The following is a 23,126-nucleotide window of genomic DNA, read 5'->3' as shown; positions in this document are numbered from 1 at the left end:
GCCATGAAGCCCTTCACCCTGCTCGCCCTCCTATCCGGCGGAGTCGTTTTTGCCGCCGATCCCTGCCGCGTGGAAATCGTGGACAAGGAGAACGGCTGGCCTGTCCCGCTCGTGGAACTGCGGACCACGCACGAAGCCCGCTACGTCAGCGACAATGCCGGGCTGATCGCGCTGGATGACCCCGACCTGCTCGGCCGCGAAGTGTGGTTTCATGTGAAGGGCCACGGCTACGGGGTGAAAAAGGATGGCTTTGGCTATGAGGGTGTCCGCGTCACTCCGAAGGCGGGTGAAACCATCCGAGTCGAGGTGGAGCGCCGGAATGTCGCCAAGCGCCTCGGACGGTTGACCGGCGCGGGACTATTTGCGGAAGAATTGAAACTTGGCGGCAAAGAGCGGCTTCCCGAGTCCGGCGTGTATGGCTGCGACTCGGTGCTGCTGGCGCGGCAAGGCGGGAAGCTATTTTGGCTATGGGGCGACACCACCCTGCCCGGCTATCCGCTGGGGGTCTTCCAATCAACCGCAGCGCTCACATCCGGGCAGCCCGTCGCGGATTTCAAGCCGCCGCTCGCGATCCCCTACGAACTCTTCCGCGATGAGAAGGACAAGCCGAGAGGCGTCGCGCCGATGCCCGGCGAAGGCCCCACATGGCTCTCCGGGATGATCGAGCTGCCCGACGCCGATGGCAGCAGGCACCTCGTGGCGACCTACTCGAAGATCAAGGGTCACCTCGACGAATACGAGATCGGCCTGTGCAAATGGGATGCCACGAAGAACAGCTTCGTGCGCCACACCATCCTGTGGAAAGAGGGCGACGGGGAAAAAGGCGTCATCCCGCGCGGGCATCCCTTTGTCTGGAAGGATGACCTCGGCAAGGAGTGGGTGCTTTTCGGAGATCCCTTTCCCACCATGCGATGCCCGGCGAACCTCGGTGATTGGGGGAATCGAGAGCGATGGGAAAAGATCGCCGAGCCCCCTGCCCCGCGCTCGGCCGAGGATGGCTCGGAGGTGAAGCCGCATCGCGGATCGGTCGCGTGGAATGCCTCACGCAAGCGCTGGATCTCCGTCTTCACGCAGACCTTTGGCAAGCCCTCCGCCTTTGGCGAAATCTGGTATGCCGAGGCGGAATCGCCCATGGGCCCGTGGGGCAAGGCCGTTAAGATCCTGACGCACGACAACTATACTTTCTACAACCCCCGCATCCATCCGGAGCTCACTCCGGATGACGCGGGCTTCATCGTCTTCGAAGGGACCTACACCGCGGAATTCGCAAACCACGCCCAGCCGACCCCGCGCTACAACTACAATCAGATGCTCTACCGCCTGGACCTCGATGACCCGAAGCTAGCCGAAGCAAGGGAGTGAGTTTTTCCATGGATCGGCGGAGCCGGGAGCGCTGGCTTCAGCCGGCTTGGATAGATCGGCGAAGGAACGAATCGAACGCGACTCTCCGCATGGCAGAGCGCAGCAAAAAGTCGGACCGGTGCGCCTTCTATCCAAGCGGGCCAGTGGCACCGCGCTCCCAGCGGGGCCTTTAATGAAACGCAGCCATCCCGTGCCTCCTTCGGCAACGCCGACGACAGCCTTCAGGCAAAGAATTCCCGCTTACTGTGCTTCTGCCTTCAGCACTCCTACATAGGGCAGATTGCGGTATCTCCCTTGATAATCGAGCCCGTAGCCGACGACGAATTCATCCCCGATCAGGAAGCCTACATAATCTGCCGAGATGTTTTCCGCGTGTGGCTTGTCTTTCGACAAAAGCACGCCAGTTTTCACGACGGAGGCGCCTTCCACATAGAGGCGGTCCACCACGGCTTTCAGTGTGCGGCCGGTGTCGAGGATGTCATCGAGCACCAGCACCTTGCGTCCCTTCACATCCGGCAGCTTGTGATCCAGGAAGCTGACCACGCCGCTGCTCTCGGTGCCGCCGTGGTAGCTGGCCACATTGATGCACTCCATCTCCAGCATGCGGGGGACCCGTCGCAGGAGGTCCGCGGCGAAAACAAGGGCACCTTTCAGGAGCACCACGACCACGAGCACTTCACCGGGGAAGTCCTTGCGGATCTCCAGCGCCATCACGTCGAGCCGCTTGAGGATCACATCCTCATCCACCAGCACGCGCTCGATATCGTTCTCCATGGCCGGGACCATCCGCGAAGGCGGCACGGTGGATCAAGGGCGATCAGTCCGGCAGGCGCTTGAAGCGATACACCTTCCCGCCATCCTGATGAAGGTTCAGGCGGTCGGTGGCCTTCAGTTCCAGAAACTCCGGATCGTCCTTCAGGGCACGATATTCGATCTCGTGATACTCCTTTTCGGCCAGCACCCGTTCCTCTGCTTCCAGCGTCCGGGCGAGCTTGTATTCGAGATTCTTCAGCCTCCGCTGCTGCGGCAGTGCGGTCGCCACCACTGCCAGGCCGAGGATCAAACCCATCACCGCGAAGATGATACGATTCGCCGTGGAAATCATGCGCGTCTGGGCTTCCAGACGCTTCAATTTCGCTCCCGTTACAGTTTTCCGCCGTGCAGCCATTGGCTGGCAGATGGTTAGCATTCCCGAAGCATCCAGCCTAGAGGAAAATCGGACGAATCCTCGATTTTATCGGGGGTGTCATCGCTGACGCTACCAAGGCCGATGGTCGTTGACCCATCGGGATCAGCCCGCTTAGTTCCCTGTCAACGTCCGCTCAAATCCATGAATACCCCTATCACCGTATCCGTGACCGGCGCGGCAGGCCAGATTGGCTATGCCCTGCTCTTCCGCATCGCATCCGGCGCCCTTTTCGGACCCGACCAGCCCGTGAACCTACGGCTCATCGAAATCGAGCCGGGCATGGCCGCGCTCAAGGGCGTGGTGATGGAGCTGGATGACTGCGCCTTCCCGCTGCTGCGCGAGGTGGTGCCGACTTCGGATCTCGACGAGGGATTCCGCGGCACGAACTGGGCCCTGCTCGTCGGCTCCGTGCCGCGCAAGGCCGGTATGGAGCGTGGCGACCTGCTCGGCATCAATGGCAAGATCTTCACCGGCCAAGGCCAGGCGATCGCCCGCAATGCCGCCGCTGATGTCCGCACGCTGGTCGTCGGAAACCCTTGCAACACCAACGCCCTGATCTGCGCCGCGAATGCCGATGGCGTTCCGAAGGACCGCTTCTTCGCGATGACCCGCCTCGATGAGAATCGCGCGAAGAGTCAACTTGCCCAGAAGGCCGGCGTGCATCATTCAGAGGTCTCGAATCTCTGCATCTGGGGCAATCACTCTGCTACCCAGTATCCCGATTTCACCAATGCGAAGATCGCGGGCAAGGCCGTGACCGACGTGATCTCCGACGAGGAATGGCTAAAGGGCGACTTCATCAAGACCGTGCAGCAACGCGGAGCCGCCATCATCGCCGCACGCGGCGCATCCTCCGCCGCTTCCGCCGCAAATGCCGCGATCGACACCGTGGTCAGCTTGGTCAACCCGACCCCGGCCGGCGACTGGCATAGCGTGGCGGTTTACTCGGACGGCAGCCACTACGGCATTGCCAAGGGGATCATGGCCTCGATGCCGATCCGCACGATCTCGAATGGCACCTGGGAGGTTGTCGACGGCGTGCCGGTCAGTGAGTTCAGCCAAGGCAAGATCGACGCCACGATCAACGAGCTGCTTGAGGAACGCGAGGCGGTCAAAGACCTCATCCCTGCCTAACTCCGGAATCACAAAAAATTCATACAAAAGCCGTGGGATTTCCCACGGCTTTTTGTTTATCTGGAGATGCATGCCGCCCCTGCCCTCAATCACCGGTCTGATCCGTCGCCGACTGCTGGTCAACTACCGGGTCGATCCCGGGGTGGTAGCGCCCCTGCTGCCGGAGGGCTTTCGCCCGAAGCTGCATGATGGACATTCCATCGCGGGCATCTGCCTGATCCGTCTGGAAGACATACGTCCGAAGATACTCCCGGCATGGGCTGGCATCACCAGTGAGAATGTGGCGTATCGCATCGCCGTGCTGTGGGATGAGGAAGATGGCACGACTCGTGAAGGCGTCTATATCCCCAGGCGCGACACCAGTTCGCTGGCGAATCACCTTGCGGGCGGCCGGGTTTTCCCAGGCGAGCATCATCTCGCGGACTTCATCGTCTGCGATGACGGCGGGATGATCGAGATCAAGAGCCGCGCCCGCGATGGCGGCATGACACTTTCGCTGAGCGCTACGGAGACCGAAGATTTTCCCGTCTCATCCTGCTTTCGTTCGCTGGAGGAATCGTCGGCATTTTTTGAAAATGGCAGCGTCGGCTATTCCTCCACCAAGGATTGCTGCCGCCTTGATGCCATTCGTCTGGAGACTCACGATTGGAAGGTCCGCCCGCTGGCCGTCTCCACCGTGAAGTCTTCCTACTTCGACGATCCCGCGCTCTTCCCGGCTGGGAGCGCCGTCTTCGACCACGCCCTCATCATGCGCGACATCCCGCACGAGTGGCATGGGATGGAGGGCCGCCGGATCGCGGTGCCCGCGTGACACAGGGCGGCATCCCACGGGGCTTGCATGCCGGGGCCGCCCTCCTACAGTCCGCCGCCGATGTCCCAGCCGCTTGTCATTGCCGGTCGCGAGTTTTCCTCCCGCCTCTTCACGGGTACCGGAAAATTTTCTTCGAATGAATCGATGCGCGACGCATTGGAAGCATCCGGCACGCAGATCGTGACCGTGGCGCTGCGCCGCGCCGACCTCACCGGCAAGGCCGACCCGTATGCGAATATCCTGGAATACATCGACGCGGAAAAATACCTGCTACTGCCAAATACCAGCGGCGCGATGAACGCAGAGGAGGCCGTGCGCCTGGCCCGTCTCGCCGCCGCCGCGGGCCTGCCGAAGTGGGTGAAGCTGGAGATCCACCCCGACCCGACCTACCTCCTTCCGGACCCCATCGAGACTCTGAGGGCCGCCGAGATCCTCGTGAAAGAGGGCTTCACCGTGCTGCCTTACATCAATGCCGACCCGGTGCTGGCGAAGCGCCTGCAGGAAGCGGGCACAGCCACCGTGATGCCGCTGGGCGCACCCATCGGATCGAACAAGGGCGTGGCCACCCGCGATCAGATCCGCATCATCGTCGAGCAGGCGACCGTGCCTGTGGTCGTGGATGCCGGTCTCGGGGCACCCAGCCACGCTGCCGAGGCAATGGAACTGGGTGCCGACGCCGTGCTCATCAATACTGCCATCGCCGTCGCGTCGGACCCTGTCCGCATGGCAATCGCTTTCAAGAAGGCCGTCGAGGCCGGTCGCGAGGCCTATGAGCTCGGCCTGCCCGAGCGCAACGATGCGGCCTCTGCCACCAGCCCGCTGACAGGCTTCCTGAACAACGCATGAGCGCGGCGGTCACCCTCTGTTTGGTGATCCTGCTCTTCGTGGCGCTGCACGTGGCGGCCTGGAAATTGACGGTGGACCGTCGCCGCACCGTCCAGACGGCCGTGGCGTTGCTCCTGACCATGCTCTGCCTGCCGGGCGCGTGGTTTGCATTCTACTATCTCCACATTCTGCCGGAGCCGCCCCTGCTCTATCAGCTCCGGTCGCTGCCATTCGGTGAGGGATTTCTCGCATTCTTCGGTGCTGCTGCCGGGGCTTGGCGCAATGTTCTGCCCGGGCTTCTCAAGCTGCTGCCGACCAGCGGCGGCATGTGTTTGCTGGCCATTCCTTTCCTCAAGCCGATCGTCCATCCCATCGATCTCGCAGGACTGCACGAGCGCTGGGATGGCGATGTCTGTTATCAGAGTTCAGGGGTCACCTGTGGCCCCGCGAGCGCTGCGAACATCCTGCGCTTCCTCGGCGATACAGGAGCCACCGAAAAAGATCTCGCCCGCGAAGCGTGGAGTTCCCAGAGCAGCACGGAAGCATGGCACCTCGCCCGCGCGCTGCGGGAACGAGGCTACCACGTGAAATTCCTCGCTCCGGACGGACTGCCTTCAAGAGAGCACCTGCCAGGCATCCTCGGCACAGGCACCAAGATGGCAGGCCACTTCATCGCCGTGCTCGAGATCACGGATGAGGAGATCCATTACATCGATCCCTTGCGAGGCCGTGTTCGCATCCCGCTGGATGAATTCGAGGAGTGGGTGGAAATGGAGCCTTTCTTCATGTCCGTCCAGCGCGGTGGCTGACTGAAAGCAAGCTTCCACACTCGCGTGCCGTCGAGGCGTCTATTTCTTCAGCGCGACGTTCCCGCGGCGGAGGGTCTGGAAAAATCGATCCTCGGGGATATTCACTTCGTCCCACATGAGCCGCGAGATGGAGAGCAGTCCCATCCTCAGCATCCTGCCGGTGTGCTCCATGATCTTGTCCGGCGAAATACGATCCGTATAGTAGCAGGTCGCCATGAGACCATCGAGCACGGAGTGGAGGTAGAGATTGCTCAACTCGGGATCCGTGCCGGGCGGCAGGTCGCCGGTTGCGATGGCGCGGCGGATGCACTTCTCCACGAAGCGGAAAGCCTTCTCCTCCCAGATCTCACGGATGCGGTGAATGCGTTCGAATTCCGGACTGCGCTCGCACTTCATCCACAGGATCTCGCCGACATTCCGGTAGGACTTCGAGTCGTTGAAGAGGCGCATGTGCTCCATCCCCCATCGGTAGAGTGACTCCAGCGGCTTGCCCGGCACCGGCGATGACATCGCGAGCCGCAGGTCCGCGACACCACGCTCGCAGACGGCGATGCAGACCTCGATCTTGTCGTCGAAGTGACCGTACACCGCGCCCTTCGACACGCCCGCGGCATCGGCGATCTGCGCGATGGTCGCCTTTGCCACCCCATGAATGCAGAAGACCTGCTCCGCGGCGTCGAGGATGGCGGTGATCGTCTTCTGCGTGTCTTCTTTGGTCTTACGGGCCATCGGCAAGTGGTTGCGAGTGAGCGCAGCGATCCTAATTCGAATTTAATCATTCGCAAACGAATTATTATTTGACGATGAAATTCGCCGCTCTTACGAGAAGCCCCGTCACCCGAACCCTGTCCGCCTGACCGATGAATTCGAACCCGCTATTGTTCACCACGCTCGTCGTCGCCCTCGGGCTGCCTTTGGCAAGTTGCCGGAAGAAGGATGAGCAAGCGCCCGCCGCTGAGGCCGCGCCGCAGACCATGCCGGTGACAGTGAAGACCATCACGCCGCAGAGCGTGACCGTGAAGTCCAGCCAGCCTGGCCGACTGGAAGCCTACCGGCAAGCGGAGATCCGCGCCCGGGTGCCCGGCATCGTCATGGAGCGGACGTATGAAGAAGGGCAGGAAGTGAAAGCGGGCACCGCGCTTTTCCGCATCGATCCCGCACCCTTCAAGGCCGCTCTGGATGCAGCCACAGCAGCACTCGAAGAAGGCGAGGCATCGCTGGCACTCGCGCAGGACAAGAAACAGCGCTACTCGGCATTGGTCACGGGCAATGCGATCAGCGCGCGCGACATGACCGAGGCGGAGTCCGAGGAGAAGCAGGCGCTCGCCCGCATCGGCTCGGCGAAGGCCGATGTCGAGACGGCGAAGCTGCGGCTCGACTACGCCACAGTCACCGCGCCCATCGATGGCCGGGCACGCCGCGCGGAGGTCACCGAGGGAGCGCTGGTCGGCGAGGATTCCCCCACCCTGCTCACCACCGTGGAGCAGATCGATCCCATCTATGTGAACTTTTCCCAGCCCGTCTCCGAAGTCATCGCGCTGCGGAAGGCGATGCGCGATGGCAGCATGAGCGGCCACAAGACGGACGAGATTGAGGTGGAGATCACCCTCGGCGATGGCTCCGTCTATCCGCGGAAAGGCAAGCTGATCTTCGCCGACCTGGCCGTCGATGCCGGCACGGACTCAGTGCAACTCCGCGCGCTGGTGCCGAATCCGGACCGCGAGCTTTTCCCCGGCATGTACGTCCGCGTGAACATGGACGTGGCCACGGAGAAGGAGGCCATCCTCATTCCCCGCGACTCCCTGATGCGCACGAATGACGGCGCGATGGTGATGGTGGTGAACGAGAAGAACGAGGTGGTCGCCACTCCCGTGCAGACCAAGGAAATGCACGATGGCCAATGGCACGTCACCTCCGGCCTGAAAGGCGGGGACCGGGTCATCATCGAAAATGCGGCCTACGCGCCCGTGGGTGCCGTGGTCGCCCCCACCGAGTCTGCTACCAAGCCCGAGGCGAAGACCGAATAACGCACCACTGCCATGCCTTTCTTTTTCATCCAGCGGCCCATCTTCGCATGGGTGGTGTCGATGTTCATCATGCTCGCGGGCTTGCTCGCGCTGCGTTCGCTGCCGGTCGCGCAGTATCCGGAGATCGCGCCGCCCACCATCAGCCTCACCACCAGCTACCCCGGTGCCTCGGCAAAGGTGGTGGAGGAAACGGTGACGTCCGTGATCGAGCGCGAGATGAATGGTGCGCCGGGCCTGCTCTACATGTCCGGCACCAGCGATTCCACCGGAGCCGTCTCGCTGAAGATCGCATTCCGCCAAGGCATCGATGCGGACATCGCGGCCGTGGAAGTGCAAAACCGCCTCAGTGTGGTGGAGCAGCGTCTGCCGGAAGTGGTTCGCCGCGGCGGCATCCGCATCGAGAAGGCGGCGGACAATATCCAGCTCTTCGTCTCCCTTTCCTCCAGCGATCCGAAGTATGACACCGTGGCGCTGGGCGAGCTCGCATCGTCCCGCGTGGTCGATGTGCTGAAGCGCGTGCCCGGCGTTGGCCAGGTGCAGGTCTTCGGCGCGGAAAAGGCGATGCGCATCTGGCCGGACCCGGAGAAGCTCACCTCGCTCGACCTGACTGCGGATGACGTGGTGAATGCCGTGCGCAGCAACAACGCGCGCGTCATCGTCGGCGATATCGGCAGCCACGAGGTGCCGGCGAATGCCCCGCTGAGCGCGACGATCGTCACGGACGACACGCTGGATACGCCGGAGGACTTCGGCGAGATCCTGCTGCGCACGCGGGCCGATGGCTCCGCGGTGAAGCTGAAGGACGTGGCGCGCATCGCGCTGGGCGGCAGCGATTACCTGATCATCTCCGGCGTGAATGACCGCGCGGCGAGCGGCATGGGCATCAAGCTCGCGCCGGGCTCGAACGCGCTGGACGTGGTGGAAGGCATCAAGAAGGCGATGGCTGAGGTGGAGCGATTCCTTCCGGCGGGCGTCCAATACGAGATCCCCTACGACACGTCCCCCTTCGTTGCGGCATCGATCAAGAAAGTGGTGATGACCCTCTTCGAGGCGATCGGCCTCGTCTTCATCGTGATGTATCTCTTCATGCAGAATTTCCGCGCCACGCTGATCCCCACGCTGGTGGTGCCGATCGCGCTGCTTGGGACGCTGGGAGTGATGCTCGCGATGGGCTTCTCCATCAACGTGCTCACCATGTTCAGCATGGTGTTGGCGATCGGTATCCTCGTGGACGACGCCATCGTCGTGGTGGAGAACGTGGAGCGCATCATGAAGGAGGAAGGCCTCGGTCCTCGCGAGGCCACCGTGAAGGCGATGAAGCAGATCGGCGGCGCGATCATCGGCATCACCGTGGTGCTGGTCTCCGTCTTCATCCCCATGGCGTTCTTCTCGGGAGCGGTGGGCAACATCTATCGCCAGTTCGCGCTGACGCTCTCGGTGTCCATCGCCTTCTCCGCCTTCCTCGCGCTCTCGCTGACGCCCGCGCTCTGCGCCACGCTGCTGAAGCCGGTGGATCACGACCACCACGAGCGGAAAGGATTCTTCGGATGGTTCAACCGTACCTTCGACAAGGCGAGCAACCGCTATGCCCGCATCGTCGGTTCGCTGATCCGCCGCCCGCTGCGCTACTCCGTGGCCTTCCTCGCGGTGGTGGCCGCCACCGCCTTGCTCTACATGCGCCTGCCCACGTCCTTCCTGCCGAATGAAGACCAGGGATCCTTCATCGTCACCGTGGGATTGCCGCAGGGCACCACGCAGACGGAGACGAGGAAGGTGCTCGCGGAGATCAACGAGCACATGCTGGAAAACGAGCCGGTGGCCTACAGCTTCTCCATCGCGGGCTTCAGTATCTTCGGCAACGGGCCGAACAGCGGCATGGTCTTCACCACGCTGAAGCCATGGGCCGAGCGCAAGGACCCCGAGTCGCACGTCACCGAGATCGTGAAGCGCTTCAACGCGAAATTCGGCGCGCGTCCGAATGGCATGATCTTCGGCCTGACCACGCCTCCGCTGCCGGAGCTGGGCTCGTCCACGGCGGGCTTTGACTTCCGCCTGCAGAACCGCGGCGGACTTCCTTACACGGAATTCGTTGCCGCACGCGACCAGCTCATCCAGATGGCGGCGCAGGATCCCGCGCTGTCGAACGTGATGTTCGCCGGCATGCCCGATACGCCCCAGCTCAAGCTGGACATCGACCGCGCCAAGGCACAGGCGATGGGTGTCACCATCGACTCGATCAACTCGACGCTCGCCGTGATGTTCGGCTCCGACTACGTCGGCGACTTCATCCTGAACGGCCAAGTGCGCCGCATCATCGTGCAGGCGGACGGACCGAGCCGCGTGGGCATTGACGACGTGAAGAAGCTGCGCGTCCGCAATGCCGACGGCGAGATGGTGCAGATCGGCGCCTTCGCCGAGACAAGTTGGATCACCGGCCCGCCGAATCTGGCGCGCTACAATGGCTACCCGTCCTTCTCGCTCGCAGGCGAGGCCGCGGCGGGTCGCAGCAGCGGCGAGGCGATGGCCGCGATGGAAGCACTGGTGGACAAGCTGCCGGAAGGCATCGGCTACGAGTGGTCCGGCCAATCCTACGAGGAAAAGATGTCCGGCTCGCAGGCCATCGTCCTCTACGCGCTCTCCATCCTGATCGTCTTCCTCTCGCTGGCGGCGCTCTATGAAAGCTGGTCCATCCCGCTTTCCGTGATCCTCGCCGTGCCGCTCGGCATCCTGGGCGCGGTGGCGGGCGTGGCGCTGCGCGACATGCCAAATGACATCTACTTCCGCGTGGGTCTCATCGCGATCATCGGTCTCTCCGCGAAGAATGCCATCCTGATCGTGGAAGTGGCGAAGGACCTGTATGCGGAGGGCAAGAGCCTCTTCGACGCGACGGTGGAAGCATCACGCCTGCGCCTGCGGCCGATCATCATGACTTCGCTCGCCTTCGGCATCGGGGTCATTCCGCTCGCCTTCGCCTCCGGAGCGAGTTCCGGCGCTCAGAATGCCATCGGGACCGGCGTGCTCGGCGGCATCACCACGGCGACGGTGCTGGCGGTGTTCTTCGTCCCGCTGTTCTTCGTGATCATCGGGAGATTCTCGAAGAAGCCGGAGAAGATGGAGGCATGAGAAATCAAACCTGATTTGACCTACTTCTCCTGCTTCTCGTCAGGACGTCGGTCCTCCAGTCGATCCAGCAAAGATTTTGTCGAGTCATCGACCACCAATATCTCCTTAGCCGACCTGAGGCCATCAGGCACTTCGGAACCAACCCAAACGTCGCCGTCATCCTTTGAGAAGACGGTCAAAATCACCTCCGTGCCCACCACCTCGGGCTTCTCAAGATTCACGAATACTTTGAAATGGTAGTCCTTGTTTCGCGGGTGAAAGCTCAGGAGTAGGTAATCCGGCAAGGAGCCCTCATAAGACTTGTCATGATACCATGACGCCGAGATCTCCAACCTCCAGACGACTCCTGCTTCAAAGAGAACCTGACCCTCCTCGTTGATGGTTCTCTTGCTTTTGAGGACTCGGGCAAAGATGGCGGGGAGCTTCAGTCTATTGCCGCCAATCAGAAGCTCGTTCTTCTCGAAATCGATCGAGCTCGAAACGTACTTTTCAGGAAGCCCTGTGAGCTTGTCTCCCGAAACCTCTAATATTGTGTCCTCATGAGCTGCCGCGAACGAAGTCAGGCAAAGCAACACGGATCCCCATGCCGACAGGATATTTGATACTTTGAAGAGAGCGAGCATCCTCGGATGCTTGATGAAAGCCTCTGGCTTCCACGAGCTTTTTCTCAAACCCGCCCGAGCTTAACAAGAGGGCCTCAGTCAAGCTTCACTGCTTCTCCCACAGCCGCGTCCGCAGCGCCTCGCCGGCGGCGCGGGCTTCGGCTTCCTTCTTGCTCTTCCCCTTCCCCGTCGCGAGGACCAGACCGCGCCACGAGACCTCAGCCTGGAAGACCTTGCGGTGATCGGGGCCGCTCTCGCCGAGCATGCGGTAGTTCGGAGCCTGGGGATGGATCGACTGCAGGCACTCCTGCAGCTCCCCTTTCGGATTGCGCTCTTCCGGGCTACCGGCCAGCGCCTCGATCTCCGATTGGAAAAGACGCAGCACCAGATCGCGGGCACCGGTATAGCCGATATCCAGATAGACCGCGCCGATCAGCGCTTCAAATCCATCGGCCAACGTGGACATGCGGCGGCGGCCACCCGTGGCCTCTTCGCCTTTGCCCAACAAAACATAGCTTCCCAGGTCGATGCTCAGCGCGAACCGCGCGAGCGCCCTGCGGGAGACAAGCTGCGAACGCAGCTTGGTAAGACGGCCTTCCGGGAAATCCGGAAACATCCGGTAAAGGTCCTCGGTCAGGATCAGCTGGAGCACGGCATCGCCAAGGAACTCCAGACGCTGATTGTCGAAGTGAGGCCGCTGGGACTCGTAGGCGAGGCTCGGATGAGTCATCGCCTCTGCTAACAGAAGCGAATTGCGAAACTTGTATCCGAGGCGGCTCTCGAGACTTTCCATACGGCTAAACCACCCGTTTCCTCCTCCTCAAACCGGAGCAACCAAGCTCCCGAAAAAAGAGGTGGGGTGACCGACGGGACTCGAACCCGCAACAACCAGAATCACAATCTGGGGCTCTACCATTGAACTACGGCCACCATTTCACCGGCGGGCCGGAGAAGTATTCGAAGGCACCCCGGCTTGCAAAGGGAAAAATTGCATTTGATGCCAACCTTCTTTCCTTGGCCGCGAAATACCGGTGCCGGAGGATGCCCGGGACCATGGAAACCGACGACGAGCCGCACCAGATACCGATCTCGAATGAGCTGGATCTGCACACCTTCCGCCCCTCGGAAATCGGTGAGCTGCTGCCGGAGTATTTCATGGAGTGCCAGCGGCTCGGGATCCGCGGCGTGCGGGTGATCCATGGCAAGGGCACAGGAGCCCTGCGGGAAGGCGTGCATTCCCTGCTCCGCCGGTTGCCGGAGGTCGCGGAGTTCCACTATCCCGCGGCCGAGGGCGGCTGGGGTGCCACGTGGGTGATCCTCAAGCCACCTGCACCACTCACGCCGCCCGCGCCAGGATCCACAGCAGATCCGACAGACGGTTGAAGAAGAGCCTGAGGAGCAGTGACACCTCCCCGCCCGCCTCGTGGTGCTTCAGCACCGATCGCTCGGCCCGCCGGGCAATTGTCCGCGCGAAGTCCATGCCAGCCCGGGCCATCGAGTGCTCCACGCCGGGGCGTGCCCATCCTTTGAAAACGATCCCCCGCGCCTCGAAGTCCTTCGCCGTGGCGACCAGCCAATCCAGATCCGCCTCCGTGACCTGGGCATAGCCCGCCGAGGCATAGCGGGTCTCGTCACAGGACAGGCAGGCGAATTGGCCCATGAGGCCCACAAGGAGATCTTGCACGCGGTCAATGATCGCCTCCACCTCATCGGTCGCCCCAGCCGCGCGCGCGAGCCCGAGGGCGGCATTCAGCTCGTCCACCGTGCCCAGCACCTCGATGCGCAGGGATGTCTTCGCAATGCGGCGGCCAAAGAGAAGGTCGGTTTCCCCATCGTCGCCGCGGCCGGTAATAATGCTCATGCCGGGAGCCTAGACCGACGCATCCGATTTCGTCCGCTCGAATTTCTGCGCCACCGCGCCTAACAGCAGACCGCTCGCCCAACCGGAGAAGTGCCCCGCCACATCCACCCGCCCGGCATCCGGCCCGCCGCCACCGGAACCCCAGAGGCCGAGCACGATGAAGCCCGTCAGCAGCGGCACGGTCAGCAGGCGCAACTCCCGCCACGAGTGAAGCCGCCACGCACGCATCATCGCCACGCCGGTCAATACGCCGACCGCGGCAAAGGTGGCGGTGGACGCCCCGAGCGAATTGAAGTGATCGGGATAGCGGGCCCAGGCATTTGCCAGATTCCCCAACGTTCCGCCGGCGAGGATGAGAGCCCAGCCCCGCCAGGCACCCACGGTATGGGCCACCATCACGCAGAAGATTCCGCCGATGCCGATATTCGACAGCAGGTGCCCGGCATCCGCATGGAGGAAGAGCGCCGTGAAGGCCCGCCACCACTCGCCATGCTCGACGAGCGCCTGGCTAGAATTCAGGAAACGATCTACCAACCCCGGGTCCCGGCCTTGCCACAAGAAGACGACAAGCAGCGAGAGCGCCCAGAGAAAGGCGAGCCCGAGCCCGGCGGGAAACACCGGCGGCTCGATCCTTTCGCGCCTCTGGGATTGCTCGCTTTCATAGAGCGCGAACTCATGGCGAATGCCCGGCTCTTCGGCGGACGGGGCCAGCAGTGCGTATTGGCCGGAGGCAGGGAAGATCCAGCATTCGCGGTTCATCGCCAGCACCACCAGCGCGTGCTCCTGCGCCTCCCGCAGGGAATGCCAGGCACCTACTGGAACCAGGTCCGGCAGGGTCTCCTCGCTCGCATTTTCGTCCATGTGTCGCGACTCTCCGCCACGTTCCGCGGTCGCGCCAATCGAATTCCGGGCATCACCCCGGGGCTCACCACAGGCCGTATTTGCCGTAGGTGATCGCGAAAAGGCCCATCAGAAGATTGGCCACGGCATGCATCACCACGCAGGCCCCGAGATTCTTGCTCCAGATGCAGAGCACGTAAGTCAGCGAGCCATAGATGAAAGCCCCTGCATAGTCGGTGGGCGAGTGCGCCACCATGAAGAGCCCCGTGACGAGCAGGTAGGATTTCCATGACGCCTGTCCAAAGGGCCGCTTCCAGTAGTCCCCTTCCCAATCGCTGACGAAGCGCATCATGAAGGAGCGCCACATGATCTCCTCCACCAGCGCGACGACCACCGCCGCCCGCACGAAGCGCATGACCAGCGCCGCCCAATAGGCAGGCGTGCCATCGCCGAATGCCTCTGCGGGATTGAAGCCTTTCTCCCGCTCTGCCAGTCCCAGCCACTTCATCCACCCGGTGGTCTCACCGGTGAGACCGAGGCGGTCATACATCACCGTCGGCAGCAGCCAGAAGCCGATGCCGACCGCACCGAAGACGACGCCGACCGCGGACCACTTCCACGACCAACGGAATTCGTAGTACTTCCACCACTTGGCCACGAGGACCAGTGTCACGATGGTTTGCAGTGGATAGATCCACTGCTCAGGCCAGTGCCGCCACCATGGTGCGGCGGGGTGCTCCCATCCGAAAAAATTGGCAAACACCTGCAAGAGCAGCAGGAAGCCCATGAATACCGCGAAGGGTATGATATGGGCGCGCGCCCAAGCATCGGAATGACCGAGGCGTAGCGAGTCAGGATCTCGTTGTTCCCCGGTCATCCCTCATTCAAAGCTCGGAATCAAAGACGGCCGACGAAGCGCTCCATCTTGTCCATTGCCAGCTTCAGATCGTCGAAGCCGGTCGCATAGCAGCAGCGAAGGAAGCCCTCGCCGGACTCGCCGAAGGCACTGCCAGGAACGGCGGCGACGCCTTCCTCCTCCAGCAGACGCATGGCGAATTCCTTCGAGGAAAGCCCCGTCTCGCGGATGTCCGGGAAAACGTAGAAGGCTCCACCCGGCGAGTGGCAGCTCAGCCCCATCTGGTTCAGGCGCTTCACGAGGAAGTCGCGGCGCTGGTGATAGGCGTCGCGCATCTTGGCGACTTCCGGTGCTCCATTCTCCAGCGCCTCGATCGCGGCCATCTGGCTCATGATCGGTGCGCAGAGCATCGAGTACTGGTGGATCTTCATCATCGCCTCGGTGATCGGCTGCGGCGCACAGGCATAGCCGAGGCGGAAGCCGGTCATCGCGAAAGCCTTCGAGAAGCCGTGCAGCAGCACCGTCCGCTCCTTCATGCCAGGCAGCGAGGCGATGGAGACGTGCTCCTCATTAGCATCGTAGCGCAGCTCGCTGTAGATCTCGTCCGTCAGGACGAAGAGGTCGTGCTCGATGCAGAGCTTCGCGATGCCTTCCAGATCCTCCCGGCTGGCGGTGGCTCCGGTGGGATTCGTTGGGAAATTCAGCATCAGCACCCGGCTCTTCGGGGTGATGACCTTGGCAAGCTCTTCCGGCTTCAGCGAGAAGCCATCGCTCTTCTTCGTGTGGACACCCACCGCATTGCCATAGGCCATCACAATGCTCGGCGAATACGACACGTAACAAGGCTCGTGGTAGATCACCTCGTCGCCCGGATTGATCAGGGCGCGCAGGGCGATGTCGATGGCCTCGGAAACGCCGACGGTGACGAGCACCTCGGTGAGACCGTCGTAGTCCACGTGGAAGAAATCCGAGACGTAGCGGGCGATGGCCTTGCGCAGCGCGGGCAGGCCCAGATTCGAGGTGTAAGAAGTGTGGCCCTTCTCCAAGGCGTAGATGGCGGCTTCGCGAATATGCCAGGGAGTCGTGAAGTCGGGCTCACCAACGCCGAGGGAGATGACTCCCTCGCGGCCTTGGACGAGCTCGAAGAAATCGCGGATTCCCGAGCGGGGAATGCCTGCGATCTGACGGGCGATTTTCTGCGAATAGTCCATATACAAACCCGGACCCTGCCGGGCCGCGCATTTCAGGAGGGAAACCGGGCGGCGTCAACGACGGCGACAGGTTTCCAAGTCAGTGTGGCTCACGACATTGTCACGAGTCCCGCCCTTCACTGGCACATTTCCGGAACGGGTCTAACTTCCAAGTGGGATCGACTCACGATCCTGAGAACAACCCCATCCCGAATATGAAAACCCCGATCAAAATCGCAGCCCTCGCTCTTGGCTCCCTCGCCGCTTTCTCCAGCATGAGCTGCAACCGAAAGGAAAAGGTCCTAGATATCAAGACTCCCGGCGGGAGCATCGAGGTCGAGCGCGACAAGAAATCCGGCGAAGTGGACATCCAAGTCGATGAGAAAAAATGAATCGACAGGCTGCTTTTCACCTCAATTCACAGGTTATTCACAAGATGACGACCCTTTCGCTGCCATCTCAAAAAGGCTGGACGCAATTGTATATCATTGATTAATAGCGCCTTTAGGATCCATCGAAATCAGGCGTCCGCAACAATCGTTTGATTATCACCTTAGTTGTTCACACCTTTCGCTATCGCAATTTTCTTGCGAAAAATCCATTCCGGTCGATTCTTCGCCCATGCGCCTGACCGCTCTTCTCGCTGCACTCCTCACCCTGCCCTTGGCTGCCGCTGAATTGAAAGTGGCCAGCCTTCATCCGCTCATCGGCGATCTCGCCAAGCAAGTGGGCGGCGAACGCGTGGAGGTCGTAGACCTCATCGGGAAAAATGGCGATCCCCACCACTTTGAGCCCGCCGCCGCGGATCTCCAGAAAGCCGGTGACGCAAAGCTCTATCTGGCATCCGGCATGGGAATGGAGAGCTATCTCAAGTCACTCCGCGGCATTCTCGGCGCGAAGGCAGAAGTCGTGGAAATCGGCAAGGATCTCCCTTCCATCGAGGGCGAATGCGATCATGAGGGGCACGATCACTCGCACCACGAGCATGAGATCGACCCGCACTGGTGGCACTCGATCGATCTCTTCCGCCGCGCGGCAACGATCACCGCCGACACCTTCGCCAAGGCCGACCCGGCCGGCGCCGAGACCTATAAGAAGAACGCCGCCGACTACCGAACCAAGCTCGACGAACTCGAGCGCTGGACCCGTAAGGAGATCGCCCGCGTTCCCCGCGACAAGCGGCATCTCGCCACGGCTCACGCTGCCTTCGGTTACTTCTGCAAGGATCACAACTTCGAGCCGATCTCCGTCCAAGGCGTAAACCGCGAGCAAATGCCCGACCCGAAGCGACTCGCCGCACTGGTAGCAGAATTGAAGGAGCACAAGGTCGGCGCGATCTTCCCTGAAAAGGAGTCGAACCCCAAGATCCTCGAAGCCCTGACCAAGGACACCGGCATCAAGCTCGGTGAGGCATTGATCGCAGACGGATCCACCGCCGAGAGCTACGAGGCAATGATGCGTCACAATGTGACCGCCATTGTCGCGGGCCTGGGCGGCAAGTGAAGCAACCGCCGCTCAGCCCGACTTGCGAAGCGCTTGGCAGACAGCCGGGAAGATTTGCTTCTTCCGGCTGACCACGCCCGGTGCATCGTAGAGGCTGGCATCGATGCGGGCATACGGGAGATTCGCGACATAGCGCGGATTTCCCGCGGCAAGTACCACGCTGTGGTGCTCCGCGATGTCGGTCACCACCAGGACGGCCAACTCGTAGGCATTGTCCGCGGCCAAGGCCTTCAGGGCTTTTTCAAGCTCCTCCCGTCGGGGCTCAAAGCCCTGCAGTCCGAGTTCCTCGACCTGCGCAATGGTAACCTTCGCGCCTTCGTCCACGAACTCCTTGCGGTCCGCATTGAGAATCGAGTCCGCCGTCCCGGTGGCCAGCAGCGATCCCACGGCGAAGAATTCTTCCTTGAAGCTCGCAGGATCGATGTCCGCGAGTCCGCTCAGCCATCCGAGCATCTCGTGATCGAGCTCCGTGGTGGTCGGCGAGGTGAGGCAAAGCGTGTCCGCGATGATCCCGGCGCACAGGCAAAGCGCGGTCCCCTTGTCCGGCTCCAGATAGCGGTGGCGGAATTTCCGCGCGACCAGTGTGGAAGTGGAACCAACCGGCTCATTGAGGAAGCGGATCGGCTCACGCGACACGAGGTCGCCTGCGAGGCGGTGATGGTCGATCACCTCGACGATCTCGCACTCCTCCACGCCCGTGACGGCTTGGGCAAATTCATTGTGATCGACCAGTGCCAAGCGGGTCCGAGGCGGATCGATCAGGTCGGACTTCGAGAGGACACCGATCATCTCTCCGTGATGGTCGATCACCGGGAAAAGATCCTGCTCCAACGAAGCGAGTCCCTTTCGCACGCGCGAGACCGGCTCATCCTCCGGGACCGTGGAGTAAGTCGTCTCCATCACGTGGCGCACGGTCCGCGAGCAGCGGATGAGCGTCGAGCAGCTCGCCGTGTCCTGATTGCACATCAGGATGACCACGCCACGCTTCCGGGCCATGTCGCGCAGCGAGGATTCGACGCCATTCCCGCCCGTGACGAGCAGCGCACGGGCACCATTCTCGATGGCGTAGTGCTGGACGACGGGACGGTCGCCGCAGATCACGAAGAAATTGCTCACGTTCCCCTCCTTCGCCGCCTGCTTCAGGCGGCGGTCGACGGTGCTCTGCGAGGATGCGCCGACGAGCAGGACCAGCTCTTCCTCCACATCCGGCGGGGGCATCTCCGCGCCGACACTCTCCGCTTGCAGGGTCGTGGCGATCTTGCCGAGCGAGACATTCACCGTCCGCGCCTGCAGCCCGCTGCCGTCCCCGGGGACCAGAAGCTCAAGAAGATCGAGGTAGCGGAGAATCCCCTGCACCGAGCCATCATCTCCGACCACTGGCACGCAGCGGACGCCGCTGGCGAGCATCCGGCGGTAGGCGACTAGGAATGTGTCCGTGGGAGAAACCTGCACCACGTCCCGGCGGCAGATCAGGCCGGCGGAAGTCCGCACGTCGGAGACCAGCGGAGGAGTCTCGATGCCCGCCTTCTCCAGCACCCACGCGGTTCGGGCCGGCACCTCGCCACAACGAGCCGCGACGGCATTCGGCTCGCCCGTGGCACGCAGCAGCGCAGCGTTTCCGATGGCGGAGCAAATCGCGTCCGTATCGGGGTTCTTGTGTCCGATGACGTAAAACGGGAGCTGGCGGCGAGGCGGTTCCATACAGGGCTTGGGGAGGGGCGTGAAAACTAGGTGATCCCCCCTGCTTGCCAAGCGCCAAAGCCGGGCCGCCACCACGCGATGAGGGTATCCTGACGATTCCGTGCACCGGGCGTTTGGGAATGGGAAGAACCACAGCACGAAGCCGGGCCGCGATTGATAATCAAACGCATTTCGCCGCCAAGACTCGGCCAGAGTCCAAACTCCACGCCGGGAATTCCAGCACCTACCCCATCCGGACCATCACATCGGCACCGAAAACATATCATCAACGAATTCGCACAGGATCACGGTCGTTTGGATGAGCGACCTGCTCATCCATGCAAAACTTGCAGAATACTTGTGCCTTCCTGTGTTTTTAAAATCACCGCGATAGCGGCTTTAAATTTTTAAAACAATAAGGTTTAGTCTACATGACAAACAGGAGGAACAACTTCAGCTATGCCAACCGTCCGCGACTAGCGAAAATCATCATCAAAGCCAACGCAGAAGGAGCCAACTCTCCTCATCGGCAACAGAAAAGGGGGCGGAGAATCAAAGTCCTCCGCCCCCGGTTTAGTGAATCAAAACTAATAATTCATCAGGCCTTCGTCTTGGTAAGCTCAAGAAGCTTGGAGAGCGTGATCTCCACCACCGGCTCGCCACCCTTGCCGATACGGGCCAAGGTATAGTCTCCGCCCGAGAACAGGCCGAGTGCCTCGATGCCCTTGCTCGCCTTGCGATCGATCGTGCCGCTGCTGAGGCTCTGGAAAAGCTCGTATTCGAAGCCCTGCTTGGTGAGCCACTTGGCTGTGGCGATCTCAAGATCCAAGCCGGAGACAGCACCTGCAGAGGCACCCTTCTTCGAGCCTTTGACAGGAGCGCCGCCATCATCCTTCTTCCGCCAATTCGAAAGCGTCAGAACACTGACTTTGAATTTCTTGGCAGCAGCGCTCTGCGCACCGCGACCACCATAGTTTTCGATAAACGAGAGAATCTCAGCCTTCTCTTCTTCGGTGTATCGCTTTCCTTTTGTTTTCTTTGCGCTCATGACGATTGGGCAACTAAGCGCGGCTTTTGTTAGCCTCAAGACATTTATCCAATTTTCGATGATGTATTTTGCACGACCCGTCAATTGAGCCATGGACCAGTCTCATCTCAGAACGTCAAAACACTAAATCAAACCCTTGGACACCGGCTTCTTGAAACTCTTGATAAAAATTCAAGACGTTCAGTAAACTTCGCTGCTCGTAAGAAAAGCACGGTCATCGGCGGCTCAGGTCAAGGAATCCAGCCCGGCAGTTTGGCGGCCTGCTTCAGCCACTTCGTCATTTGGGCTTCGTCGAATTTGCCTTCGTGGATGTCGATCCAGCTCGATTCCCCGCTCTTCGGGGTGCTGCCCGGAGGATTGGGCTTGAGTGATTTCCCTGCAAAGAAGGTGACTTTCACATATTTGGTGAGGCAGTGGACATTGAGAAACCACCCTTTCCCCTCGACTCCGTAGAAGGGTGAATTCCATTTCACCGCTTTCTTCACGCCGGGCACGGTACGCGTGACCAGGTCGTCGAGCTGTCTGCCGATGTCGCGCTTCCAGCCGGGCATTGCCTCGATGTAAGCCTGCACTGGAGCATCGCCATAGCCCTTCGCGATCTGCGGATTTCCTCCCGACAGGAGGACCACGCCGTCGCTGTTCTTCTCCAACTTCCCGGGCCTGTCCTTCTTCTCGGCAGGCGGATCGGTCAGGCCTTTGCCCGCCAGAATCTGCGACATGCATTTGTCGATGCGCGCTTCCCTCGTCTTCGACTGCTTGGCCGCGGCGAAGTGCAGGAGGTATCCCCGCTGCCGACCCGGCGTGAGCGCTTCAAAGGCGGCCTTCAACTTGGCATCCTTGCCCATCGCCGCCTGAAACTCGACAGGCACCTCGAACTCCGTCGTCTTCTTGAGCTCGACCTTCAGCCCGGCCTTTTCCACCTCCATCGCTTCCTTGATATAGGCCTTCACGACGGCCTCCAGCTTTGAAATCTCACCGGCATCCTTGAAGCGCAATTGCCGCGCCGCCTGCACGTTGCCGGTCTGCTGGACGAGAAGTCCCTTCGCATCCTTCAGCAGCGCGCCTTTGAAAAACAGCAGGGCGCAGTAGTCCTTGAAGCCATGGATCAGCAAGACATTCGCCCCATCGAGCGAGTAGCACGGCTGTCCCCATTTAAGCTCCTCCTTGAGCGGAAAGCCGAGCGCGATCGCCCTCAACTTCGCAAACTCCTCCTGCCACTTCGGAGCCTTCTCCAACACGGCGTCCACCTTCGGGTTCATTTCCATGCTCGCCATCGTATCCATGCTTCAACAGCAAGCCGAGATAGTCATGGACGCGCTCCCATGGCGACTCATTCCTTCCGCCCTCCGACGGATGAGACCGTCAGGAAACCCGCCCTAACGAATCCGGCGCGGCAGGAACCATTCCCACCACGCCGGATCGCCTACTGAAAAACAGGAGCCCTGCCGCTACCTCACTTCACCTTCTGCTGCAGCGCCTCCAGCATCGCGCGGATCTCCTCGAGTTGCTTCTTCACATCCTCGCTCTCCGCCGCCGGAGGTGCCACGGGAGTCGCGGGGACGACGGTGATGTCTTCGGCCACGGAGCCCTCGACCTTCATCTCGCCGCCGCCGGGGATCTCAAAACGGCGGACGAAGGTGCGGAGCGGAGCACCACCGGCACGCTCCAGCAAGACATCGGCCCCAGTCTTGCCGAATCGCTTCTCAGCGGCAATCGCCTCGCGCTGGCCGACGACCGCGTCTGCCTCGTGCGTCTCGCCCTTGCGGATGTAGATGATCTTCACCATGTCGCCTTCCTTCTTGTTCGCCACGAGCACGGAAAGCTGTCGCGGGTCGATGAGGATCTGGTCGTCCAGCTTCGCGATCACGTCATTGGCCTGAATGCCGGCCTTTTCGGCGGGGCTGTCCTTTGCAACGAGCTGGACCAGCAGGCCGGTGTCCTGCGGGATGGAGAGATGTGAGGACAACTCGCCGGGCAGGATCACCGCATTCAGCCCGAGGAAGCCGACAGGCCCCGTGCGCACGACCTCATGGCCCATGGCAGTGGTTTGACCGAAGGCCCAGCGCAGCGGCTCGGCAAGTTCCGCCGTCTCCGGCGTGAGGATGGTGACGTCCGCGGCGGGTTCGCTGCGGATACCGATGATCCGGGCCTCCGCCTTCCCACCCGGTGCGAGCAGGGGCTCCTGCGCCGAGGCAGCTGCGGAAAGCGCGGCGATGAACAGACATGTCGTGGTCTTCATAATGATGGCAGTGGTTTGGTTGTTGTT

General features: G+C 61.6%; 23 protein-coding genes, 1 tRNA gene and 1 pseudogene. 10 read left to right on the top strand and 15 right to left on the bottom strand.

Features of this window, described 5'->3' with window-relative positions:
• Positions 1-3: 3 nt before the first annotated feature.
• Positions 4-1,362: a glycoside hydrolase family 183 protein gene (locus tag OKA04_RS01640; RefSeq protein ID WP_264499373.1), complete on the top strand. Its 1,359-nt coding sequence runs from the start codon at positions 4-6 to the stop codon at positions 1,360-1,362.
• A gap of 240 nt (positions 1,363-1,602) precedes the next feature.
• Here OKA04_RS01640 and hpt read toward each other — a convergent pair whose 3' ends face one another.
• Together hpt and OKA04_RS01630 are read right to left on the bottom strand one after the other, a co-directional pair.
• A complete protein-coding gene (gene hpt / locus OKA04_RS01635; protein WP_264499372.1) occupies positions 1,603-2,136 on the bottom strand; it encodes a hypoxanthine phosphoribosyltransferase in 534 nt (177 codons plus the stop codon).
• A gap of 43 nt (positions 2,137-2,179) precedes the next feature.
• Positions 2,180-2,494 carry a hypothetical protein gene (locus OKA04_RS01630; protein ID WP_264499371.1) on the bottom strand — a complete coding sequence of 105 codons (315 nt, stop codon included), beginning with the start codon at positions 2,492-2,494 and terminating at the stop codon, positions 2,180-2,182.
• 198 nt (positions 2,495-2,692) lie between these two features.
• Between OKA04_RS01630 and OKA04_RS01625 the strand changes: the two genes are divergently transcribed.
• From OKA04_RS01625 to OKA04_RS01610, 4 genes are all read left to right on the top strand, one after another.
• On the top strand, positions 2,693-3,685 hold the full coding sequence (locus tag OKA04_RS01625; protein ID WP_264499370.1) for a malate dehydrogenase: 993 nt from the start codon (positions 2,693-2,695) through the stop codon (positions 3,683-3,685).
• A 70-nt stretch (positions 3,686-3,755) separates the two neighbouring features.
• Positions 3,756-4,496, top strand: a complete 741-nt coding sequence (locus tag OKA04_RS01620; protein ID WP_264499369.1) for a DUF2071 domain-containing protein — start codon at positions 3,756-3,758, stop codon at positions 4,494-4,496.
• 60 nt (positions 4,497-4,556) lie between these two features.
• On the top strand, positions 4,557-5,342 hold the full coding sequence (locus OKA04_RS01615; protein ID WP_264499368.1) for a thiazole synthase: 786 nt from the start codon (positions 4,557-4,559) through the stop codon (positions 5,340-5,342).
• Entirely contained in the window at positions 5,339-6,130 is a 792-nt protein-coding gene (locus OKA04_RS01610) for a cysteine peptidase family C39 domain-containing protein (protein WP_264499367.1), read from the top strand. Before OKA04_RS01615 ends, OKA04_RS01610 begins: the two co-directional genes overlap by 4 nt.
• A 39-nt stretch (positions 6,131-6,169) precedes the next feature.
• On the opposite strand, the gene OKA04_RS01605 is transcribed toward OKA04_RS01610, so the two are convergent.
• Entirely contained in the window at positions 6,170-6,859 is a 690-nt protein-coding gene (locus OKA04_RS01605) for a TetR family transcriptional regulator (RefSeq protein ID WP_264499366.1), read from the bottom strand.
• Between the two features lie 131 nt (positions 6,860-6,990).
• On the opposite strand from OKA04_RS01605, the gene OKA04_RS01600 reads away from it, so the two are divergent.
• Both OKA04_RS01600 and OKA04_RS01595 read left to right on the top strand, forming a co-directional pair.
• Positions 6,991-8,157: an efflux RND transporter periplasmic adaptor subunit gene (locus tag OKA04_RS01600; RefSeq protein ID WP_264499365.1), complete on the top strand. Its 1,167-nt coding sequence runs from the start codon at positions 6,991-6,993 to the stop codon at positions 8,155-8,157.
• Between the two features lie 12 nt (positions 8,158-8,169).
• Positions 8,170-11,280: a multidrug efflux RND transporter permease subunit gene (locus tag OKA04_RS01595; protein ID WP_264499364.1), complete on the top strand. Its 3,111-nt coding sequence runs from the start codon at positions 8,170-8,172 to the stop codon at positions 11,278-11,280.
• A 20-nt stretch (positions 11,281-11,300) separates the two neighbouring features.
• Here OKA04_RS01595 and OKA04_RS01590 read toward each other — a convergent pair whose 3' ends face one another.
• The 3 genes from OKA04_RS01590 to OKA04_RS01580 all read right to left on the bottom strand — a co-directional run bounded on the left by OKA04_RS01590 (position 11,301) and on the right by OKA04_RS01580 (position 12,812).
• Positions 11,301-11,903: a hypothetical protein gene (locus OKA04_RS01590; RefSeq protein WP_264499363.1), complete on the bottom strand. Its 603-nt coding sequence runs from the start codon at positions 11,901-11,903 to the stop codon at positions 11,301-11,303.
• Between the two features lie 85 nt (positions 11,904-11,988).
• Positions 11,989-12,675 (bottom strand): ribonuclease III, encoded by a 687-nt coding sequence (gene rnc / locus OKA04_RS01585; RefSeq protein ID WP_264499362.1) that lies wholly within the window; start codon positions 12,673-12,675, stop codon positions 11,989-11,991.
• A 62-nt stretch (positions 12,676-12,737) separates the two neighbouring features.
• A tRNA-His gene (locus OKA04_RS01580) sits at positions 12,738-12,812 on the bottom strand.
• A gap of 123 nt (positions 12,813-12,935) precedes the next feature.
• On the opposite strand from OKA04_RS01580, the gene OKA04_RS01575 reads away from it, so the two are divergent.
• Positions 12,936-13,265 (top strand): Smr/MutS family protein, encoded by a 330-nt coding sequence (locus OKA04_RS01575; protein ID WP_264499361.1) that lies wholly within the window; start codon positions 12,936-12,938, stop codon positions 13,263-13,265.
• On the opposite strand, the gene OKA04_RS01570 is transcribed toward OKA04_RS01575, so the two are convergent.
• The 4 genes from OKA04_RS01570 to OKA04_RS01555 all read right to left on the bottom strand — a co-directional run bounded on the left by OKA04_RS01570 (position 13,219) and on the right by OKA04_RS01555 (position 16,650).
• Positions 13,219-13,743, bottom strand: a complete 525-nt coding sequence (locus OKA04_RS01570) for a cob(I)yrinic acid a,c-diamide adenosyltransferase (protein ID WP_264499360.1) — start codon at positions 13,741-13,743, stop codon at positions 13,219-13,221. The two genes, OKA04_RS01575 and OKA04_RS01570, sit on opposite strands and share 47 nt — an antisense overlap.
• 9 nt (positions 13,744-13,752) lie before the next feature.
• Positions 13,753-14,604 (bottom strand): rhomboid family intramembrane serine protease, encoded by an 852-nt coding sequence (locus tag OKA04_RS01565; RefSeq protein ID WP_264499359.1) that lies wholly within the window; start codon positions 14,602-14,604, stop codon positions 13,753-13,755.
• Between the two features lie 64 nt (positions 14,605-14,668).
• Positions 14,669-15,460, bottom strand: coding sequence for a CAAX prenyl protease-related protein (locus OKA04_RS01560; RefSeq protein ID WP_264499358.1), 792 nt, complete (start codon positions 15,458-15,460; stop codon positions 14,669-14,671).
• 20 nt (positions 15,461-15,480) lie between these two features.
• Entirely contained in the window at positions 15,481-16,650 is a 1,170-nt protein-coding gene (locus OKA04_RS01555; RefSeq protein WP_264499357.1) for an aminotransferase class I/II-fold pyridoxal phosphate-dependent enzyme, read from the bottom strand.
• Positions 16,651-16,844: 194 nt separating this feature from the next.
• Here OKA04_RS01555 and OKA04_RS01550 point away from each other — a divergent pair, with 194 nt between their 5' ends.
• Positions 16,845-17,021 carry a hypothetical protein gene (locus OKA04_RS01550; protein ID WP_264499356.1) on the top strand — a complete coding sequence of 59 codons (177 nt, stop codon included), beginning with the start codon at positions 16,845-16,847 and terminating at the stop codon, positions 17,019-17,021.
• 229 nt (positions 17,022-17,250) lie between these two features.
• Positions 17,251-18,132, top strand: coding sequence for a metal ABC transporter substrate-binding protein (locus OKA04_RS01545; protein WP_264499355.1), 882 nt, complete (start codon positions 17,251-17,253; stop codon positions 18,130-18,132).
• A 12-nt stretch (positions 18,133-18,144) separates the two neighbouring features.
• On the opposite strand, the gene OKA04_RS01540 is transcribed toward OKA04_RS01545, so the two are convergent.
• From OKA04_RS01540 to OKA04_RS01525, 5 genes and pseudogenes are all read right to left on the bottom strand, one after another.
• Positions 18,145-19,833 (bottom strand): putative manganese-dependent inorganic diphosphatase, encoded by a 1,689-nt coding sequence (locus OKA04_RS01540; RefSeq protein WP_264499354.1) that lies wholly within the window; start codon positions 19,831-19,833, stop codon positions 18,145-18,147.
• Positions 19,834-20,410: 577 nt separating this feature from the next.
• Positions 20,411-20,860 (bottom strand): hypothetical protein, encoded by a 450-nt coding sequence (locus tag OKA04_RS01535; RefSeq protein WP_264499353.1) that lies wholly within the window; start codon positions 20,858-20,860, stop codon positions 20,411-20,413.
• A gap of 230 nt (positions 20,861-21,090) precedes the next feature.
• A complete protein-coding gene (locus OKA04_RS24705; protein ID WP_425503650.1) occupies positions 21,091-21,552 on the bottom strand; it encodes a DUF1801 domain-containing protein in 462 nt (153 codons plus the stop codon).
• Positions 21,544-22,119 (bottom strand): annotated as a pseudogene (locus tag OKA04_RS24605) (YdeI/OmpD-associated family protein); the annotation flags it as partial. The gene OKA04_RS24705 and the pseudogene OKA04_RS24605, both read right to left, overlap by 9 nt.
• A 194-nt stretch (positions 22,120-22,313) precedes the next feature.
• Complete coding sequence (locus OKA04_RS01525) at positions 22,314-23,099, bottom strand: PDZ domain-containing protein (protein ID WP_264499351.1); 786 nt, start codon at positions 23,097-23,099, stop codon at positions 22,314-22,316.
• Positions 23,100-23,126: the final 27 nt, after the last annotated feature.

The organism is Luteolibacter flavescens (genome assembly GCF_025950085.1).
In the GTDB taxonomy this organism is placed as follows: Bacteria; Verrucomicrobiota; Verrucomicrobiia; order Verrucomicrobiales; family Akkermansiaceae; genus Haloferula; species Haloferula flavescens.
Note: the sequence above shows the minus strand (reverse complement) of the source record. Positions and strands in the feature narration are given on the sequence as shown.